We start from the raw sequence: 20,493 nt of genomic DNA on the forward strand, positions 1-20,493 counted from the left end.
AATGTTTTGTGTCTCAACACCACCAATCATTCCAGCTCAGAGGGCATTTTCACGTTATCGACACCCCGGATTCATCCACGGATCCAGGCTGAGGAGCGAGGCGCTAGCCGAGTGTCACGAAGGGTCAGTCCTGATTGCCCGAATCAACAGTCGCGGAAGTGATTTCCACCGGCTGCTTCGGCTTGCCGTCCTCGGCGCTGCCGTTGGGCCCCGGCGTCAGGCCGTTGGCCGCGATCTTGTCGAGCACCGTGAGGCCGTCAGGGTCGACCTGGCCCACCACGGAGTAGTTCGCCGCCAACTGGCTGTCCTGGAGCACCAGGAAGAACTGGCTCGAACCGGTGTCGGTCTGACCGCTTTGCGGGTTGTTGCTGTTCGCGATCGCCACTGTGCCACGCGGGTAGATGACCGGAGCGGTTCCCGACATGGGGTCGGGCTCACCGGCCGGCTTCAGGTCGGTGGGCAACTCGTCGGGGCTCGACCATCCCGGACCACCGGCACCGGTACCGGTGGGGTCGCCGCACTGCAGCACCTTGAGCGACTCGCTGTTGGTCAGTCGGTGGCAGGGGGTGTCGTTGTAGAAATCGTTCTCGGCCAGCGAGATCACCGCGCCGGTGTTGCATGGCGCGCCCGTGCGGTCCAGGGTGATGGGAACTGCGCCCTGGTTGGTGTCGAGCACCAGGTTCGCGGTGCCCTCCTTGAGTTGCTTCTCGTCAGGCTTGGGGGCGGTGCGCTGTTTGGACTCGCCGGCACGCATTTCATCGAGGTAGGCCTGGGCCTGTGCTCTCTGTTCGGCAGGGACCTCTGCCGGTACCTCGTCGGGGAGTTCGTCGAAGCGACTGGGTTGGTCGGTGTACGAGCATGCGGTCCAGCGGGCTGCCTCGCGATCGTCGAGCACCTTCTTGACGATCAACGTGGTGGCAGTGGCCACGATGGCGACGACGACCACGGTCGATACGGAGGCGATGATGATCTTGCGCCGCCGCTTCTCCTGCCGCTCCCGCTCGAGGCGCTCCTCGAGCTTGCGCTTGGCGGCTTCGCGGCGTTCCTCGTTGCTTGACACGCGGTTGGGTCCTCCTGAACTCGTGTGCCGTGGCTCCCCCGGGGGATGGCATGGGCGTACGTGCGGTCGGGCGGCACGTGAATCGGCGCTGATGCTACATCGACAGGCCAGTGTGCCAGCTGAACCTGAGAGTTCCATGGTCGGGGCGGAATCGGGCATGCGGAACCGGCGGATTCTCCGAGCGTGACCGTCGCGGGTGGAGGTGCCGAGCCGTTTGTCACAATGGACAGATGCTGATCACCGGATTTCCGGCCGGAATGTTCCAGACGAACTGCTATCTCCTCGCCAATGAGGCGGGCTCAGAGGCGGTCATTGTCGATCCGGGCCAGGACGCCGCGGTCCGAGTTCGTGAACTGCTCGCCGAGCACGATCTGACGCCGGTCGCGGTGTTGCTGACGCACGGGCACCTCGATCACACCTGGAATGCCACCGAACTGTGCGACGAGTTCTCCATTCCGGCGTATATCCATCCGGCAGATCGGCCGATGCTGACCGACCCCGGTATGGGGTTGGGGCAGGCCCTCGGTGGCCTGATCGGTTCGATGGAGTTTCGCGAGCCGGAGAAGGTGGTCGAGTTCGCCGACGATGAGGACGTGGAGCTGGCCGGTATCCGGATCACTGTCGACCTCGCTCCGGGGCACACCCGGGGATCGGTGTTGCTCGGCATCGAGGTGCCGGTGGAAGCAGACACCGCCGAGGGTGACGATTCCGTCCCCGAGGTCGTACCCGTGTGTTTCTCGGGAGATGTCCTGTTTGCCGGTTCCATCGGTCGAACCGACCTACCGGGCGGTGACCATCAGCAGTTGCTCGACTCGATCGCCGCCAAACTGATGCCGTTGCCCGATCACACCCAGGTGCTTCCGGGGCACGGACCACAGACCTCGATCGGTGCCGAACGCGCCGGCAACCCTTTCCTCGTCGACCTGCCCGGGCGCGGGGATTCCACACCCAAGAAGGGACGTTTCGGACTGTGAGCGCCGAATTTGCCGCTCCGCGGGGGATACCGGACTATTTTCCCCCGGCCTCCGCGGACTTCCGCCGAGTTCGTGACACCCTGACCGACGCCGCGCGTCGCGCCGGCTACGGACACATCGAGTTGCCGATATTCGAGGACACCGCGCTGTTCGCTCGGGGCGTCGGAGAGTCCACCGACGTGGTGAGCAAGGAGATGTATACCTTCGCCGATCGTGGAGATCGGTCGGTGACGCTGCGCCCCGAGGGCACGGCCGGTGTGATGCGCGCCGTCATCCAACACGGGCTCGATCGGGGGCAGCTGCCGGTAAAGCTGTGCTACGCGGGCCCCTTCTTCCGCTACGAGAAGCCGCAGACGGGTCGGTATCGCCAACTGCAGCAGGTCGGCGTGGAGGCGATCGGTGTCGACGACCCCGCGCTCGATGCCGAGGTGATCGCCGTCGCCGACGAGGGCTACCGGCGTCTGGGGCTCTCCGGATTCCGCCTGGAGATCACCTCGCTGGGTGACGCCGCCAGTCGCGGCCCGTATCGGGAGGCCCTGCAGCAGTTCTTGTTCGGCCTCGACCTCGACGAGGCCACCCGGCGCCGCGCAGAGATCAACCCGCTGCGCGTGCTCGACGACAAACGCCCGGAGGTGAAGGAGGCGACGGCGGACGCGCCGCTGCTCATCGACTATCTCTCCGATGATGCGCGTGCGCATTTCGATCTGGTTCTCACCCACCTGAAGCGGCTGGGCGTGCCGTACGAACTCAATCCGCGTCTGGTGCGGGGACTCGACTACTACACGAAGACCACCTTCGAATTCGTACACGACGGACTCGGTGCCCAGTCGGGTATCGGTGGGGGAGGCCGATACGACGGCCTGATGCAGCAGATCGGCGGCAAACAGGACCTTTCCGGGATCGGCTTCGGACTCGGTGTCGACCGCACGATGCTGGCGATGGAAGCCGAAGGCGTGGCGCACGCCGATGTCGCACGGTGTCGGGTGTTCGGAGTGCCGCTGGGTTCGGACGCCAAGGCTGAATTGGTCGGTGTCGCCGGACAACTGCGCGCCGCCGGGATCGCGGTCGATCTGGCTTATGGTGACCGGGGACTCAAGGGTGCGATGAAGGCTGCCGACCGTTCCGGTGCCCGCCTCGCCCTTGTTCTCGGCGACCGGGAACTGGCCGATCGCCAGGTCGAGGTGAAAGATCTGTCGAACGGTGAGCAGCGCAAGGTCTCGCTGGATTCCATTGTGGACGAGGTGCTTTCGATCCTCAGCTAGTCACCGCACCCTCGATGGGCCACGACGATGAAGGCTCTCGTCGTGGCCCGTGTGCGTTGTGGACGAGTTCGGTTGAGTTCGGTCACCGTGTTGGCAACGCCCGGACACCTTCGTATCCCCGCGTCACCCCTTCTCCCTGAGTAGCGTCCGAGCTTGCGAGGCCGCGTCACGAAGGGTGCTCCCACGCAACCACTCTCACCCACGAAAAGTTGTCACACCCCACCGCTATCCTGAACTTAACACCTCGCCGATCGAGTCCATCCACACCCCACCCGTAGCGCACCAAAGTTGTCAGACCCTCCCGATAGTCTGGTAGCAGTTTGATTCCCCGCCAACCCATCCCGACCTCAGAGACCGTCTTCGCTGGAAAGGAGCGTTTCGTGTTCACCTTCACCGACCGTGCTGCCGACGACGCTCTGCTGACCAGCAGCAGTCTCGATGAGTTGGCGCAGTACGGTCGCGATTTGTTGCGGTTGAGTAATCAAGCCCAGGCAATCGCGATGCAGATTGCCCGTCAGATTGGTCAATCCACTTACAACGAGCGCCTGGCCGGGTACAACGATTTCGTTCCGAACCGGGTCCGCAATGCCGCGGACAAGGCCGCGAAGGGCGAAATCTCGCTGCAGTTGGGTATTTCTCGACGTCAAGCCGGTGAATGGGTCGGTCTTGACGAACTGCTCGACGAGCATCCCAAGATTCGTGATGCCTTCCGCGCCGGCGATTTGAGGCCCCACCGGCTGGGTGTGGCCATCCGCGGCGCCGCCACCGGCCCCACCGGCGACCTGCGGGAGCGACTGGGCGAACTCGCCGACAACGCCGAAACCACCGACGAACCCGATACCGACGCCGACAGCAAGGATGTCGAGGAGGAACTCACCCTCGACCTCGACGACCCCGAGGCCGACCTCGGCGCCGACAGCGACGACGCCGGCACAGACGGTGAGGGCACCGACGACACTGATAACGCTGCGGCCGAGACCGACCCCGCCACCAACGACGATCCCGAGGATGAGCCGTGGGATTTCGATGATGTGGTGCTCGATCTGGCCAGCCGGCCCACCACCGACACCGCCCTGCGAGATGATCTCGACGCCATCATCATCAGCCTCGACCCCGATCGAGCCGCCCAGACGCGCGACGACATCACCGACCTGTTCGGGGATGTGACGATCGGTGCCGAAGCGTTCGGGCACATGACCGTCGATGCCTGCATCCCCGCCGAACACGGCGTACACCTGCGCGACCGCATCAGCGCCTTGATCAGCCGACGGGTCTGTCGCCGTGATGGGCGCAGCATCAAAGCCCAACGTGTGGCCGCGTTCGCCGAGATCATCAAGGCTCCCGGTGCGAAGCTGCGTTGCCATTGCGGCGATGACACCTGCCCCGCCCGCCAAGCCCGCACCAACAACCCAACACCCGCAACGGCACCCACTCCGAGTGCCGGTGACAGCAATGTCTGCGACTCATCGGTCGACACCAGCACGTCTGCACCCGACCAGACCGCCGACGAACCCGCGACGGGTGGGCCTGACGCGGCCGAAGAACAGCCGATCACCCTCGCCGACATCGACGCCGACAGTGGAATCGACGGCGACAGCGACAACAACGGTGAGAGCGGCCCGTCCGACGCCGGAATCGACGCCGATGACACCGCTAAGGACGCGCCCTCGGAACCGCGACGAGAGTTCATCACCGCACAACCCGCCGACCACGACGCAGACGTGCTCGTTGCGGAAGCGACCGACGACGCAGACTCCGACCGCGCGGCCGATGCAGATGCCGAAGTCGACACGGCCGCAGAAGTCGAACTCACCGCCGGCGCCGAACACGCCGAGGCGACCGCAGACGGTGCGGTAGACGACGACCCCACCGACACCGACTCCGACGCGGACACAGACTCCGATTCCGACCTCATCGTCCCTGGCCTGACCCTGCTCCATGACCCCACCGGTCTCGACCCGACCCGCCTGATGGGCTACGGCGCCATCGATCCGGCCCACGCCGCACGAATCGCACCACACGCCACCACCATCACCGCCCGACCGAGTGAAACCCGCACCGCCAGCGGACTGATCATCTTCGGCAACCGCACACCAGCCCCACCGATCGACCTGACCGGCCACGGCGGTTTCGCCGCCCCACCACCGGGGGCACTGACCTACAGGCCGTCAGCCGCCCTACGCGCGGAGATCATTCAACTCGACCGACGCTGCCGTTATCCCTACTGCGGGCGACCGTCCGAGGAATGCGAACTCGACCACCTGCTCAAGTTCTGCCATGCCGACCCGGCGGCCGGCGGCTGGACCGTGGCGTTCAACCTCGCACCCCTGTGCCGACCCGACCACGACCGTAAACATGACGGGCCGTGGATACCGACCATGCACACCGACCGCACCATCACCTGGCGCAACGCCCGCACCGGACAGACCATCGTCACCTACCCCAGATGACAGCGGGAGCTCACCCCGACGCGAGTTCATCGGCCAGCACATCGAGGGAAACTCCGCCGAGGGCCAGTGCGCGAGTATGGAAATCCCTCAGCGTCCAGTCGCGGTGGGTGGCGAGCGCTGCGGTTCGTGTCTCTTCCCATACCCGCTGTCCGAGCGCATACGACGGCGCCTGACCGGGCCATCCCAGGTAGCGGTCCAGTTCGAAACGCAACACCGAACGGTCCATCGCCACCGAATCGGTGAGGAACTGCCAGGCCTTGGCTGCATCCCAGGTCCCGCCGCCCAGCGCAGCGGGGGCGCGGAGCCTGCAGTGCACACCGATGTCCACCACCACGCGTGCCGCTCGCAGACGTTGCGAGTCGAGCATGCCCATCCGATCGCCAGGATCGTCGAGCCATCCGAGTTCGGCCATCAGTCGCTCAGCGTAAAGAGCCCAACCCTCGCCGTGGCCCGAGGTGAACGACGCCAGTTTCCGCCACGTGTTGAGATCGTCACTGACGATCGCAGCGCCGAGTTGCAGATGATGCCCCGGAACCCCCTCGTGGAAGACCGTAGTGGTCTCCTGCCATGTGTGGAACACCTCCTGCTCCGGCGGTACCGACCACCACATGCGCCCGGGGCGGGACAAATCTGCACTCGGCTGGGTGTAGTAGATGATTCCGGTCGACGAAGGCGCCAGGCGACACTCCAGCCGGGTCAACCGCGCCGGGATGTCGAAATGTGTTCCGGCCAGGCCCTCCACTGCGCGATCGGACAGCCCCTGCATCCACGCGACGAATTCGTGGCGATCGTGAACTGCATAGCGCGGCAGCGTATCCAGATGGGCCATCGCCTCGGCGACCGATGCACCCGGTAACAGTTCGTGGGCGAGCGCCGCCTGCTCGGCGACGATCGCCGACAGTCGGTCGGTCGCCCACGCATACGCTTCGTCCGGGTCCACGTCGGCGCCGAGGTAGGCCGGGAGAAAACGCAGATATCGTTCGCGCCCAACCCCATCCACCGCGGTTGCCGACGGTGCGGCCTCCGCACGCAGCACCGCGACGAGGGCCCCGAACGCCACCCGCGCGTCACTTAACGCCACCTCGAGCGGACCCTGCAGGCGGGGGTCGGCGGCGAACGGACCCGTGTTGGAGGCGATCGCGTCGGCTGCGGTGCTTGCCTGTGCCGCAACGAGTTCGACCTGCCTCTGGGCGAGCGGCGGGCCGTGAGCGATCCGATGACGCAGGCCGTCGATGATCGTGTCGACACACTCCGGCAGCGCGCGCAGACGCTCCAGGAAAACGTCGCGCTGCGTCGGCGTGTCGGCGGGCATGAGGTCGAAGATGTCGCGGACCGCCTGGAGTGGCGAAGCGATCACATTGCAGTCTCCGACACGTTCACCGGCTTCGGCGAGGGCGATCTCGCGGCGCAACGATGCACACATGGTGGCGACCGTGACCCGATCCACATCGTCCACGCAATGGGCCTCGGCCAGTGCGTGGACGGTCGCCCGCGCCGACGATGCGCGCGCGGCACAGGCGGCGGGGGAGAAGTCGGTCAACAGGTGATCGTGCCCGGCCACGCCGATCTCGGTGGCGAACAGCGGATCCTGGGCCGTCTGATCCGATAGGTACTGCTCGGCGATGCGATCGATCGCACTCGGTTCGCGTGGCATAGATCCGGCGGGCCCGGTCATAGGTCGTTGGTCGCGAAGGTGTCGCAGCGCCGCGGGTCACCGGAGTCGTAGCCGACGGTGAACCAACGGGCGCGTTGCTCGGACGAGCCGTGGGTCCAACCCTCGGGGTTGGAATTCGCGCCCTGGATGGTGTCGTCGCCGATCGCCTTCGCGGTCTGGATCACCGTGTCGATCTGTGTGGGGGTCAACGGCTCGAGCATCGCGTCCGGGCCGTTGTCGGCGTGATACGCCCACACCCCGGCGAGGCAATCGGCCTGCAGTTCCACGCGGACCGAACCGGAGCGCGGACCCTGCGACCCCATGCGGTTGCCCTGCTGGAGCACCCCGGTCAGATTCTCGATGTGATGGCCGTACTCGTGGGCGACCACATACTCCTGCGCGAGTGGCCCGTCGCTGCCGCCCATCTGTTCGAGCTGGGCGAAGAAGGAGGGATCGAAGTAGGCCGTCTGGTCGGCCGGGCAGTAGAACGGCCCGGTCGCCGACGTCGCCGGGCCGCAGCCGGTGCTCACCGCACCGGTGAAGATCTTGGTGCTCGGCGGCGTGTAGCCCGGCATCAGGTCCGACCACACGGCGTCGAGACTGTTGGTGGTGGCGACGATGCGGCAGATGGTGTCGACGTTCGCCTTTTCGATGGTGCACGACTGGATGTGCTGGTTGATCTGCGCCACGTCCCGGTTGTCGGCGGTTCCACCGCCATACGACGAACCACCGGTGAGTGAATCGGGGTCGATTCCGAAGAACAGCGCGACGATGGTGATGATCAGACCGGCACCACCCCCGACGGCGATACGGCCCACGCCGCCACCGCCACCACCACCGGAGACCGAGCCGGTGTCGAGTGGCCCGTCGCCCTGAAAAACCATCCCCGCTCCTCGCGTTCTGCGCCACGGCCCGACCGTCCCGCACGGTTGTCCGGTCCGGCAGGGTCGAGCATATTCGCCCACCTGCCCGGTTGCGGGTCGGTCCTGGTCACGACAGTAGGATGAGCCGAGATTCGCCTCGATCTCCATTGGGAAGGACTCCTGAGTGCTCCGCACGCATCTCGCCGGCTCGCTTGGTCGCGCCGACGCCTCGCAGACCGTCACCGTCGCCGGGTGGGTCGCGCGCCGCCGCGATCACGGTGGCGTGGTCTTCATCGATCTGCGCGACAGCTCCGGGCTGGTCCAGGTCGTCTTCCGCGACGAGGCGGTGGCAGAGGCCGCACACCGGTTGCGCGCAGAGTTCTGTGTCGCGGTCACCGGCGTCGTCGAGGTGCGCCCCGAGGGCAGCGAGAACCCGAACCTGCAGTCGGGCGAGATTGAGATCAATGCCGTCTCCCTCGAGGTCCTCAACGCCGCGGCGCCGTTGCCGTTTCAGCTCGACGAGAACCCGGGCGAGGAAGCGCGGCTGCACTATCGTTACCTCGACCTGCGCCGAGAGGGGCCGGCCCGCGCGCTGCGGCTGCGCTCCAAGGTGAACGCGGCCGCGCGTGGCGTACTCGCCGAGCACGACTTCGTCGAGGTGGAGACCCCGACCCTGACGCGATCGACGCCGGAGGGGGCGCGCGACTTCCTGGTGCCCGCCCGCCTACAGCCCGGCACGTTCTACGCCCTGCCGCAGAGCCCGCAGCTGTTCAAACAGCTGCTGATGGTCGCCGGGATGGAGCGCTACTACCAGATCGCCCGCTGCTATCGCGACGAGGATTTCCGTGCCGACCGGCAGCCCGAGTTCACCCAGCTCGACATCGAGATGAGCTTCGTCGATCAGGACGACGTGATCGCGCTGGCCGAAGACATCCTGCGCGCACTGTGGCAGCTGATCGGCGTCGAGATCACCTCGCCGATCCCACGGATCACCTACGCCGACGCGATGCGGCGGTTCGGCACCGACAAGCCCGACCTCCGGTTCGACATCGAACTCGTCGAGTGCACCGAGTACTTCAAGGACACGCCGTTCCGGGTGTTCCAGGCGCCCTACGTCGGCGCGGTGGTCATGCCCGGCGGCGCGTCGCAGCCACGCCGGCAGCTCGACGCGTGGCAGGAATGGGCCAAACAGCGCGGCGCCAAGGGACTGGCCTATGTCCTCGTGGGTGAGGACGGCGAACTGGGCGGCCCGGTCGCCAAGAACCTGTCCGACGCCGAACGCGCCGGGCTCGTCGAGCACGTGGGTGCGAAGCCAGGGGACTGTGTCTTCTTCGGCGCCGGCGCGGTCAAGTCGTCGCGCGCTCTGCTCGGTGCCGCCCGTGGTGAGATCGCCGATCGCCTCGGCCTGATCAAGGACGGCGACTGGGCGTTCACGTGGGTCGTCGACGCCCCACTGTTCGAACCGGCCGACGACGCGACGGCCTCCGGTGACGTCGCCGTCGGCTCCGGCGCCTGGACCGCCGTGCACCACGCGTTCACCGCCCCGAAGCCGGAATCGATCGAAGCTCTCGAATCCGACCCGGGTTCGGCGCTGGCCTACGCCTACGACATCGTGTGCAACGGCAACGAGATCGGCGGCGGTTCGATCCGTATCCATGAGCGTGACGTGCAGGAACGGGTGTTCGAGATCATGGGCATCGGCCACGACGAGGCGCAGGAGAAATTCGGCTTCCTCCTCGACGCCTTCGCCTACGGTGCGCCGCCGCATGGCGGCATCGCCTTTGGCTGGGACCGCATCACCGCGCTGCTGGCCGGGGAGAGTTCCATCCGCGAGGTCATCGCCTTCCCGAAGTCCGGTGGCGGCGTGGACCCGCTCACCGATGCACCGGCGGCGATCACTGCCCAGCAGCGCAAGGAGTCGGGAATCGACGCGAAGCCGATTCCACGCAAACAGACCGGGACCGGCGACGGCCCTACGACCACCGAGTCGGCGGCCACCGCCGAACACACCACCGGCGAATCCTGACGTGGTCCACCGTCGGTCGATCCGGATATGTCATCCCGATCGGCCGACGGCGCTTCGGCTATGTCGGTGATGCCCACCGCAAACCCGGCATCGGATCGGTAATTGTGATGTGATTTCTGACCATGACGATCAAGGTGGCCCTCGAGCACCGCACGAGTTACGCATTCGATCGCCCGGTCAAGATCTTTCCGCATGTGGTGCGGCTGCGACCTGCGCCGCACTCGCGCACGCCGATCGAGGCGTACTCGCTCAATGTCGAACCGGCACAGCACTTCCTGAACTGGCAGCAGGATGCCTTCAGCAACTATCAGGCCCGGTTGGTGTTCCCGGAACCCTCGTCGGTGCTGTCGATCTCGGTGAGTCTGATCGCCGACCTCACCGCGATCAACCCGTTCGACTTCTTCATCGAGGACTGGGCCGAGAACTACGGTTTCGACTACCCCGAAGAGCTGCGCCACGATCTGGAGATCTTCTTGCGGCCCGTCGGCGTCAGCGAGGGGGAGTTCGTGGGTGCGCCGGTGCATCCGTCGGTCGCCGAATTCGCCGCGCGACACAAGCCCACCGCCGAGATCCGGATCATCGACTTCCTGGTCGCGCTGAACCAGGCCGTCCAGCAGGCCGTCGGCTACACCGTCCGGCTCGAGGCCGGTGTCCAGACGCCCGAGCACACCCTGGCCAGTGGGATCGGATCCTGCCGTGATTCGGCGTGGCTGCTCGTCGCGATCCTGCGGGAACTGGGGCTTGCGGCGCGCTTCGTCTCCGGCTACCTGGTGCAGCTGACCTCCGACATCAAGTCGCTGGACGGCCCGTCGGGCCCCGACGCCGACTTCACCGACCTGCACGCCTGGACCGAGGTCTACCTGCCCGGCGCCGGCTGGGTGGGTATGGATCCCACCTCGGGCCTGTTCGCCGGCGAAGGCCACATCCCGCTCGCCGCCACCCCGAACCCGGGCGGTGCGGCACCGATCACCGGTGCGACCGGTCCGTGTCACGCCACCCTCGACTTTTCCAACACGGTCACCCGATTCCACGAGGATCCCCGCGTCACGCTGCCCTACACCGCGTCGCAGTGGAAACGCGTGCAGGAACTCGGCGCCGACCTCGACCAGAAGATGGCGGACAACGATGTCCGGCTCACCATGGGCGGTGAGCCGACGTTCGTCTCCATCGACAATCAGACCGACCCCGAATGGAACACCGCCGCCGACGGCCCGCACAAGCGGGCGCTGGCCTCCGACCTCGCCGGGCGCCTCAAGGATGCCTACGCACCGACCGGGCTGGTGCAGCGCAGCCAGGGCAAGTGGTACCCCGGTGAACCGCTGCCGCGCTGGCAGATCGCGTTGCTGTGGCGCACCGACGGCCACCCCATCTGGCGTCGTCCCGAGTTACTGGCCGATCCGTGGCGCAATCGCGCCGCGGCGCAGGCCTCCATCGAGGTCGAGACCAGCGGCCCGGCACCCGGCACGCGCGGTACCTCGGAGACCGCGCAGAAACTGCTGACCGCTTTTGCCGGCCGGCTCGGACTTCCGTTGTCGCAGGTGATGCCCGCATTCGAGGACCCGCTGGTGCGGATGCGGGAACTCGCCGCCCTCCCGCCCGGCGACCCCGGCGCCGATCCCACGCTGCGCACCGTCGTCACCTCCAAGCTCGCGGAGGCGGCGGTCGAGGCCGCCGACTCCGACGAGGACCTCGAACCACCGGCCGACACCACGCCGGCGCGGCGGGCACTGCTGGCCAAACTGGATGAAGCGGTGAATGCGCCGACGGCCTATGTGCTGCCGTTGAGCCGCTCCGAAGACGAGACCGCATGGCACAGTGCCCGCTGGACCACGCGCCGCGGACGGTTGGTGCTCACCCCGGGCACCTCCCCAGCAGGCCTGCGGTTGCCCCTGAACTCGTTGTCTTGGGGGCCCGCGCCGACCCTGTTCGAATCCGACCCGTCGGCCCGCCCCGACCCGCTGCCCGACGATCCCGCCGAAGCGTTGGGCGTGACGGTCCGCGAGATGGACCCCGCTGCCTTCGTGCCACGTAGCGCCGTGGTCGCCGAGATGCGTGGGGGAGTGCTGCACGTCTTCCTGCCGCCGACCGCCACGCTGGAGGAGTTCCTGGCCATCGTCGAGATGGTGGAGGAAGCCGCCGCTGCCATCGACACCCCCGTGGTGGTCGAGGGGTACGGCCCGCCCGCCGATGGTCGTCTCACCACGCTTACCGTGACCCCGGATCCGGGAGTCATCGAGGTCAACATCCAACCCACCAACAGCTTCGGAGAACAGTCCGAACTGCTGGAATCGCTATACGACCACGCGCGACGGGCCCGCCTCGGGACCGAGACCTTCGACCTAGACGGCAGTCACGGCGGCACCGGCGGAGGCAATCACATCACGCTGGGCGGGCCCACGCCCGCCGATTCCCCGATGCTGCGCCGACCGGATCTGTTGGTGTCGATGCTGACGTTCTGGCAGCGGCATCCGTCGCTGTCGTACCTGTTCTCCGGGCGGTTCGTCGGTACCACCTCACAGGCGCCCCGCGTCGACGAGGGGCGGGAGTCGTCGCTGTACGAACTCGAGATCGCGTTCGCCGAAATCGACCGACTCGCGGTGAAGGCAGCCGCCGGCGAAGGCGTCGACGCGCCCCCCAACCCGTGGGTGACCGATCGCGCGCTGCGACATCTGCTCACCGACATCACGGGCAACACCCACCGTGCGGAGTTCTGCATCGACAAGCTCTACAGTCCCGACTCGCCCCGCGGACGTCTGGGGCTGCTGGAGTTGCGGGCCTTCGAGATGCCGCCGCATCATCAGATGGCGATGGTGCAGTCGCTGCTGGTGCGCTCGCTGGTGTCCTGGTTCTGGGAACAGCCCTACCGCGGCCGACTGATCCGACACGGCGCCGACCTGCACGGCAAACACCTCCTCCCGCACTACGTCATCGCCGACATCGCCGCGGTCGCCGAGGAACTGCGCGAAGCCGGCTACGCATTCGACACGGCATGGCTCGATCCGTTCACCGAGTTCCGCTTCCCTCGGTTGGGGACTGTGCAGATCCGCGACCACGAGGTTGAACTGCGCGGCGCGATCGAGCCGTGGAACACCCTCGGCGAGGAGTCCACCGGTAGCGGCACCGCCCGCTACGTCGACTCGTCGATCGAGCGGGTGCAGGTACGGGTGCTCGGCGGCGACGACGACCGGTTCCTGCTCACGTGCAACGGTTACCCGATACCGCTGCGGCCCACCGGACGCACCGGCGAGCAGGTGGGCGGTATCCGCTTCCGCGCCTGGCAGCCGCCGAGCTCGCTGCATCCCACGATCACTGTCGACACCCCGCTGACCTTCGATCTGGTCGACACCGTCTCCGAACGATCCGTCGGTGGTGCCACCTACCACGTGGTGCACCCCGGCGGGCGGGCCTACGACCGTCCGCCGGTCAACGCCGTGGAAGCCGAATCACGACGCAACGGCCGCTTCGAGGCATCCGGCCACACGAGCGGTTCCGTCGACGTCGGGCTCCTGCGGGAGCGGCAGGCGCGCATCGCCACCGACACCGGGGTCCCGGCAATTCTGGATCTGCGTCGGGCACGTACAGTTCTCCGGTGACTGTTTCGTCGGACCACCCTGCCGGCGTCGGCCTGCCCGCGGTGTTCGACCGGTACCGTCCAGACGGTTCCGCCCTGTTCGACGTGGCACGACTCGCCGCGCCCACCGCATCACCGAGTGCGACGACTCCGTACGACGAGATGCTGGACACCGACGGTCGAGTGCGAACGGCGTGGACAGATCTGGTGGCCGGATACGGGCTGCGCGGAGACGCGCGACTGCGGTCCGCGGCCGGTCGGCTCGCCACCGCGATCGGCGACGAGGGTGTGGTCTACAACCAGGTCGTCGGTGGCGTCACGGTGGCTCGCGACTGGCAGGTCGACCCGGTACCACTGGTGGTCGACGGGGTCGACTGGTCCGATCTGGAAAAGGCGATCATCCAGCGATCGACAGTGCTCGACCTGTTGCTGCGCGACCTGTACCGCGACCAGAAGACCATCCGCTCGGGGCTGGTCCCACCCGAGATGGTGTTCGGCCACCCCGGCTACATCCGCAAGGCGGTACGCCTCGAACTGCCCGGTCCGCACGCGCTGTTCCTGCACGCGCTGGATCTGGGACGCGCCCCCGACGGCCGTTTCGAGGTCTTCGCCGACCGCACTCAGGCGCCGTCGGGCATCGGCTTCGCGATGATCGACCGTCGGCTGCTGTCGCGTACCTTCCCACAGCTGTTCCAGACGTGTGCACCTCGTCCGGTCACCAACTTCGCCGGCACCGTCCGGCTGGCCCTGTTCGACTACGCGCCACCCGGCGTCGATGACCCCACCGTGGCGGTGCTGAGTCCGGGCAGCATGTCCGAGACAGCCTATGACCAGGCATATCTTGCTGCGGTTCTGGGCTTCCCCCTCGTCGAGGGCAGCGACCTCACCGTGCGAGACGGGGTGGTCTACATGCGCTCGCTCGGCAAGTTCAAACGTGTCGACGTGCTGCTGCGGCGGATCGACGCGGAGTACGCCGACCCGCTGGACCTTCGCACCGACTCACGCCTGGGTGTCGCGGGCCTGGTGGAGGCCGTGTCGCGGGGCACGGTGACCGTGGTCAACACTCTCGGCAGCGGGGTGGTCGAGAATCCCGCCATCCACACGGTCCTGGACAGGCTGGCCCCGGTTCTCGTCGACGAGGAGCTCGCCTTACCGTCGGTGCCCACCTACTGGGCCGGCGATGACGTGCAGCGCGGAAAGATCCGTGCCGACCTCGACCACCTCGTGCTGACCAACTTCCGCACCGGCGAAGAGGTCGTGGCGCCGCTGGTCGACGCCGCGGCACGCGCCGAACTGGCCGCCCGCGTCGAGGCCGAGTCCTGGCAGTGGGTGGGACGGGAGCTGCGTTCCTATTCGGTGGCGCCGAGCATGACACCCGGCCGAAACGACGCGCCGGGTGCCGGTTCGGTACGGCCCGCGCCGGTCGGCATCCGAGCCTTCAGCGTCGCGCAGGGCCCCACCTACGCGGTGATGCCCGGTGGTCTCGGTGCCGTGTTGACCGATGGACCCGCGGGAGCTGCACAACGTACGATCGCCGCCAAGGACGTCTGGGTCACCAGCTCGGACATCGGCGGTCACGTGTCGCGGCGTTCGACCACCACGGCGACCGGGGCGGTCGACGAAGCGGTGTCGCGGGGCGCGGTGCGGCATGCCCGCGCACTCGAATACTCCGACGTCGCAGCGGCGGCCAGCCCACGCGTGCTGGCCGACCTGTTCTGGTTCGGTCGCTACGGTGAGCGCACCGAGGCCACCACCCGGCTGGCGAAAGTGGCCCGCGAGCGCTACCAGGAGGTGCAATACCGGCCCTGGATGAGCGGCACCGCGGCCGTGCCGCTGGTGCTGCATGCCGCCGCCACCGTGACCGGAACTGCCGCCTACCTGCGGACCGCCGAGCTCACCGCCGAGGCCGAGGACGGCACGCCGAGCCCGCAGCGGGTCGTCGACGCGATCGCGAAACTGACCGATCTCACCGTGGCGCGGGTCGTGCCGGGAACGATCGCGCACTCGGCTGAGCGGTTGGTGTCGACCGCCCGCGCGGTGCGCGACCAGATGTCGACGAGCACGTGGATGGTGCTGGCACCGGTCGAACGCGCCATCGAGCAGCTCGCTGCCCAGGTCCGCGCGGCCCGCGAGACCGGCGGCACCGATGCGGGGCTCGACCTCGGTTCCGAACTGGGTCACACCCACGACGAGGTGCTCCACGGTGTGCTGGCCCTGGCCGGTCTGCAGGCCGACTCGATGGTGCACGACGCCGGGTGGCGGTATCTGGACATCGGCCGACGTATCGAACGAGCGGTCAACCTGGCCGAGTTGACCCGCGCCCTCTTCGTCGAACATCACGACCGGGAGGTCGAACAGACGCTGCTGGAGTCATTCCTGGTCGCCAACGAGTCGTCGGTCATCTACCGGCGCCGTAACCGCGGCCTCTACCAACTCGACGCCGTCGCCGAGCTGCTCTTCTTCGACGAGACCAACCCACGAGCGATGGTCTTCCAGTTCAACCGGCTCCAGGAGAACCTCGGCGCCCTGCCGGATGCGCTGCGATCCGCGGCCGCCGAACGCATCATCGAGGATCTCATCGCCGAATTGCGCCGCTCGGACCCGGACGATCTGGCCACCGTCGACACCGCAGGCCAACGGACCGACCTCGAGGCGTTGATGACCGCCATCGGTGCCGGGGTGCGCGAGCTGTCCGACGTGCTCAACCGGACCCGATTCGCACCGCCGCGCGAGGCGCAGCCCATCTGGGGCGGGGGAGGTGCGCTGTGATGAGCAGTCCCGAGCAGGGCCGGGCCGTCGAACCCGGTGCCACCCGCCGGTATCGGGTGATGCACCGAACCCGCTACACCTACGACGACGTCGTGTCGTCGTCGTACGGGCGGTGCTACCTCACGCCGCGCGACCTGCCCGGTCAGCGAGTGCTGGACGCCGAGGTGAGGATCGATCCGGAACCCGACGACTGGTCCACCGGGGTGGACGTGTACGGCAACAGCGACTCGTACTTCCATGTGCGCAGCAACCACGACGAGCTGACGGTGACCGCCACATCCGTCGTCGAGGTCGACCCGCCCGACGCCACCGTGCTGTTGTCGGCGGCTGCGCTCGGACCGTGGGAGCTGGCGCGCCCGGCTGCTGCCGGGGTGGCCGGGGCGGCCGCCACCGAGTACGTCCTCGATCTGTACCCGCCGGAGATCACCGCTGCGGTCCGCGAGTACGCGGGCGACGTGTTCACTCCCGGTCGGCCGATGATCGAGGCGGTCACCGACCTCACCGGACGCATCTACCGTGACTTCGACTACAAGTCGGGATCGACGGCCATCAGCACCCGGGTCGACACCGTGATGCAGCGGCGGATGGGCGTCTGCCAGGACTTCGCGCGGGTCGCGATCGCATGCCTGCGTTCGGTCGGGCTCGCTGCACGCTACGAATCCGGCTACCTCGCGACCGACCCGCCACCGGGTCGCGAACGCATTTTCGGCGCCGATGCCAGCCACGCGTGGGCGGCCGTGTGGTTGCCCGGTGACCACTGGGTGGCCTTCGATCCCACCAACGACAAACTCGTGGACGAGCGGCACGTCACCGTCGCGTGGGGGCGCGACTACGATGACGTACCGCCGCTACGGGGTGTGATCTACACCGAGTCGAAGAAGAGCCGGATCGACGTGTCGGTGGACGTGAGTCCCATCGAGAGCGCACCCGATGAGGTGCCCCAGACATCGATCGGCGTCACCGACTGATCCCGCGCTGGTCACGGGCTCGCGACGATGGTGGTCCGAACGTATGACATGTGCTGACGTGGAGTCTTAACGGCGCGACCCTTGTTGTGCGAGACAAGATCTGGCGTTTGTGGAGGGGTTGCGTGCGGCAACTGGGTTGCAGATGGATGAAGACGACGACACCGCGATCGCGGATTGGGTAGGTTGGTAGACGACATGACGGTAATAACTGAGAGTCGCATCACCAGTGTGGTGCGTGCAGCCGAGGCGGTGCTGTCGCACCGGGCCGGCGCCCCCGTCACCCTCGCCGACCCAGAAGACCTCGGCGGCAGCGGCCGTACGGTCGTGGTCCGGGCGCGGGTGCTGGCCAACCCCTTGTCGATGGACCGCACGCTGGTCATCAAGGTGCTCCCCGCCGACGAGGATCCGCGCGCATTCCACCGCGAGCTCGCGTCCTACAAGTACGCCAATGCGTTGCCGAGTGAGTCCCGGCCGGGACCACAGCTGATCGCCTCTGATTCGGAGACCCGGGTGTTGGTGCTCACCGACCTGGGACACGGGCGCTCGATGAACTCACTGCTGGCAGGCCCCGACGCTGCCGACGCCTCCCATGCGGTCAGCGCGTGGGGGCAGGCGCTCGGGCGGATGCATGCCGCGACGGTCGGCGGGGAGATCGACTTCCTCGCCATCCTGCGTCGCGACGCGGCGGGTTCCGAGGATGTCGACATCCTGGCCGAATCGGCCGGTCGCGCGATCGCCGACGCGCCCGCACAGTTGTCACGGCTGGGAGTGGACCTTCCCGACGACATCCGGGACCGCCTCGCCGCGGCGTGCACCCTGTTCGTCGACGGCGATCACCGCGCTTTCAGCCCGTCGGACGTCGGCCCGGAGAACATCCTGCTCAACGATGACGGCGTCCAGTTCATGGACTACGAATGGGGTGGATTCCGGGACGCGACCCTCGACATCGCCTACGCCCTGGTCACCTGCGGCGCGCAACTGTCACCGGTCAACGTCGGGCACCGGGCGGATCTGGAGATCGCGCTCGTGGACGCGTGGCGATCCGAGGTCCACGCCATCTGGCCGTCGCTGGGCCGCGACGCCGACTGCGCCCGCAAGATCCTCACCGCACGACTGCTGTGGACCTGGCTGTCGACGACGTGGATGCTGCCGGCCAAGGACGCCTCCACGGCTGCGGAGATCGATCAGTTGAATCAGGCCGGCTTCGCGATCAGTCCGGCCGGCTACACCCACGACTGGGCGTTGCACACCAACGATCCGCGAGTCGTCGTGGCCCGGTGGACCGACCTGTCGGCCGCTGCGGTGCGCGGTGGTGATCCGACGATCGCCGAGTTCGCCGCGCAACTAGGGGCGGCCTTGCAGCGCACCTGGCTCACCTGACCCGGTATGGATGGGCTCTTCGACCCTCCGCCCGGCCCGATCGCCGCGCCCGGTGGTGGTGCGGTGACCGGCGGTGCGCTGACGAGCACGCCGTCGCCGTCTGCGCCGCTGGCGGTGCGGATGCGGCCACAGTCGCTCGACGAGATCGTCGGTCAGCAGCATCTGCTGGGCGCCGGCTCCCCGCTGCGTCGCCTGATCAACGGTTCCGGTGCAGCGTCGGTGATGCTCTACGGACCGCCGGGTACCGGCAAGACCACCATGGCCGCGTTGATCTCGCGCGCCACCGGTGGCCGGTTCGAGGCCTTGTCGGCGTTGTCGGCCGGGGTCAAAGAGGTCCGAGCCGTCATCGACGTGGCACGACGGCGGTTGGTCGACGGTCAGCAGACGGTGTTGTTCATCGACGAGGTCCATCGGTTCTCCAAGACACAGCAGGATGCGCTGCTCGATGCCGTGGAGAACCGCATCGTGCTGCTCGTCGCCGCCACCACCGAGAATCCGTCCTTCTCGGTTGTCGCGCCGTTGCTGTCGAGGTCACTGGTGTTGCAGCTGCGGTCCTTGACCGACGCCGACATCCGCGAGGTGCTCACCCGGGCCATCACCGACCCCCGGGGACTCGACGCCGGTGTCGAGGTCACCGACGCCGCGCTCGATCATCTGGTCGCGGTGGCCGGCGGTGACGCGCGCAGAGCGTTGACCGCACTGGAGGCCAGTGCGGATGCGGCACTGCGGGGCGACGATCGTGCACGCGACCCCGACGACGACCCGACTGATGCCGACCCGACCGACGATGCCGACCCGACCGACGACGAATCGACGTTCGAATCCGGGGCGTCCGCTGCGCCCGTGATCGACATCGCCGACGTGGAGGCCGCGATCGACCGCGCTGCGGTCCGCTACGACCGCGACGGCGACCAGCACTACGACGTCACCAGCGCGTTCATCAAATCGATCCGCGGTTCCGATGTCGACGCCGCGCTGCATTATCTCGCCCGGATGATCGTCGCGGGGGAGGACCCGCGATTCATCGCGCGGCGGCTGATGATCCATGCCAGCGAAGACATCGGTATGGCCGATCCGATGGCACTGCAGACCGCCGTCGCCGCAGCGCAGGTGGTCGCCCTGGTGGGCATGCCGGAGGCCCGCCTGGCACTGACCCAGGCGACCATCCACCTGGCGACCGCGCCCAAGTCCGCCGGAGTGGTATCGGCGATCGGTGCCGCGATCGCCGACGTCGAAGCAGGCAAGTCGGGTGCGGTGCCGGCGCATCTGCGGGACAGCCACTATGCGGGGGCACAGGGTCTGGGCAGCGGGATCGGCTATCGCTACCCTCACGACGACCCCGATGGAGTGCTCGCGCAGCAGTATCCCCCCGACGATCTCGTCGGCGTCGACTACTACCAGCCGACCGATCACGGCAATGAGCGAGAGATCGGCCCGCGACTGGGCAAGTTGCGTTCCATCGTGCGGGGTGTCACCAGCCGGGCGCGCCGACGGTAGGCTGGTGTGTCGACCAGCC

Annotated in this window: 12 protein-coding genes; 9 read left to right on the forward strand and 3 right to left on the reverse strand. The window is 67.6% G+C overall.

Annotation, left to right across the window (positions count from 1 at the left end):
- Positions 1-124: 124 nt before the first annotated feature.
- Complete coding sequence (locus ACIGKQ_RS14980) at positions 125-1,060, reverse strand: peptidylprolyl isomerase (protein WP_287015496.1); 936 nt, start codon at positions 1,058-1,060, stop codon at positions 125-127.
- A gap of 230 nt (positions 1,061-1,290) precedes the next feature.
- Between ACIGKQ_RS14980 and ACIGKQ_RS14985 the strand changes: the two genes are divergently transcribed.
- From ACIGKQ_RS14985 to ACIGKQ_RS14995, 3 genes are all read left to right on the forward strand, one after another.
- Positions 1,291-2,034: an MBL fold metallo-hydrolase gene (locus tag ACIGKQ_RS14985; protein ID WP_235722101.1), complete on the forward strand. Its 744-nt coding sequence runs from the start codon at positions 1,291-1,293 to the stop codon at positions 2,032-2,034.
- Entirely contained in the window at positions 2,031-3,296 is a 1,266-nt protein-coding gene (hisS, locus tag ACIGKQ_RS14990; protein ID WP_396574287.1) for a histidine--tRNA ligase, read from the forward strand. The genes ACIGKQ_RS14985 and hisS overlap by 4 nt, the downstream gene beginning before the upstream one ends.
- A 380-nt stretch (positions 3,297-3,676) precedes the next feature.
- The gene (locus ACIGKQ_RS14995) at positions 3,677-5,746 is read left to right on the forward strand and encodes an HNH endonuclease signature motif containing protein (protein ID WP_396574289.1); all 2,070 of its coding nucleotides are present in this window, start codon (positions 3,677-3,679) and stop codon (positions 5,744-5,746) included.
- Between the two features lie 10 nt (positions 5,747-5,756).
- Here ACIGKQ_RS14995 and ACIGKQ_RS15000 read toward each other — a convergent pair whose 3' ends face one another.
- The gene (locus tag ACIGKQ_RS15000) at positions 5,757-7,421 is read right to left on the reverse strand and encodes a DUF885 domain-containing protein (RefSeq protein ID WP_396574291.1); all 1,665 of its coding nucleotides are present in this window, start codon (positions 7,419-7,421) and stop codon (positions 5,757-5,759) included.
- Positions 7,418-8,284 (reverse strand): neutral zinc metallopeptidase, encoded by an 867-nt coding sequence (locus tag ACIGKQ_RS15005; protein ID WP_396574293.1) that lies wholly within the window; start codon positions 8,282-8,284, stop codon positions 7,418-7,420. The genes ACIGKQ_RS15000 and ACIGKQ_RS15005 overlap by 4 nt, the downstream gene beginning before the upstream one ends.
- A 163-nt stretch (positions 8,285-8,447) precedes the next feature.
- Between ACIGKQ_RS15005 and aspS the strand changes: the two genes are divergently transcribed.
- The 6 genes from aspS (at position 8,448) to ACIGKQ_RS15035 (ending at position 20,474) form a co-directional block, all read left to right on the forward strand.
- On the forward strand, positions 8,448-10,289 hold the full coding sequence (gene aspS / locus ACIGKQ_RS15010; RefSeq protein WP_287015977.1) for an aspartate--tRNA ligase: 1,842 nt from the start codon (positions 8,448-8,450) through the stop codon (positions 10,287-10,289).
- A gap of 122 nt (positions 10,290-10,411) precedes the next feature.
- Positions 10,412-13,882, forward strand: coding sequence for a DUF2126 domain-containing protein (locus ACIGKQ_RS15015; protein ID WP_396574295.1), 3,471 nt, complete (start codon positions 10,412-10,414; stop codon positions 13,880-13,882).
- A 41-nt stretch (positions 13,883-13,923) separates the two neighbouring features.
- Complete coding sequence (locus ACIGKQ_RS15020; protein ID WP_396574361.1) at positions 13,924-16,629, forward strand: circularly permuted type 2 ATP-grasp protein; 2,706 nt, start codon at positions 13,924-13,926, stop codon at positions 16,627-16,629.
- On the forward strand, positions 16,629-17,597 hold the full coding sequence (locus tag ACIGKQ_RS15025; RefSeq protein WP_396574297.1) for a transglutaminase N-terminal domain-containing protein: 969 nt from the start codon (positions 16,629-16,631) through the stop codon (positions 17,595-17,597). The genes ACIGKQ_RS15020 and ACIGKQ_RS15025 overlap by 1 nt, the downstream gene beginning before the upstream one ends.
- A 195-nt stretch (positions 17,598-17,792) precedes the next feature.
- Entirely contained in the window at positions 17,793-18,977 is a 1,185-nt protein-coding gene (locus ACIGKQ_RS15030) for a phosphotransferase (protein ID WP_396574299.1), read from the forward strand.
- A 6-nt stretch (positions 18,978-18,983) separates the two neighbouring features.
- Positions 18,984-20,474, forward strand: coding sequence for a replication-associated recombination protein A (locus ACIGKQ_RS15035; protein WP_235722092.1), 1,491 nt, complete (start codon positions 18,984-18,986; stop codon positions 20,472-20,474).
- The last annotated feature ends 19 nt before the right edge of the window (positions 20,475-20,493 follow it).

It is taken from the genome of Gordonia sp. NPDC062954 (assembly GCF_044543825.1).
GTDB classification, from domain to species: Bacteria; Actinomycetota; Actinomycetes; order Mycobacteriales; family Mycobacteriaceae; genus Gordonia; species Gordonia tangerina.

Bases quoted from the DNA above. Each gene is read 5' to 3' on its own strand.
- ACIGKQ_RS14985 (WP_235722101.1), top strand. From the start codon at position 1,291: ATGCTGATCACCGGATTTCCGGCCGGAATGTTCCAGACGAACTGCTAT.
- ACIGKQ_RS15000 (WP_396574291.1), bottom strand. From the start codon at position 7,421: ATGACCGGGCCCGCCGGATCTATGCCACGCGAACCGAGTGCGATCGAT.
- ACIGKQ_RS15005 (WP_396574293.1), bottom strand. From the start codon at position 8,284: ATGGTTTTTCAGGGCGACGGGCCACTCGACACCGGCTCGGTCTCCGGT.
- ACIGKQ_RS15015 (WP_396574295.1), top strand. From the start codon at position 10,412: ATGACGATCAAGGTGGCCCTCGAGCACCGCACGAGTTACGCATTCGAT.
- ACIGKQ_RS15025 (WP_396574297.1), top strand. From the start codon at position 16,629: ATGAGCAGTCCCGAGCAGGGCCGGGCCGTCGAACCCGGTGCCACCCGC.
- ACIGKQ_RS15030 (WP_396574299.1), top strand. From the start codon at position 17,793: ATGACGGTAATAACTGAGAGTCGCATCACCAGTGTGGTGCGTGCAGCC.
- ACIGKQ_RS15035 (WP_235722092.1), top strand. From the start codon at position 18,984: ATGGATGGGCTCTTCGACCCTCCGCCCGGCCCGATCGCCGCGCCCGGT.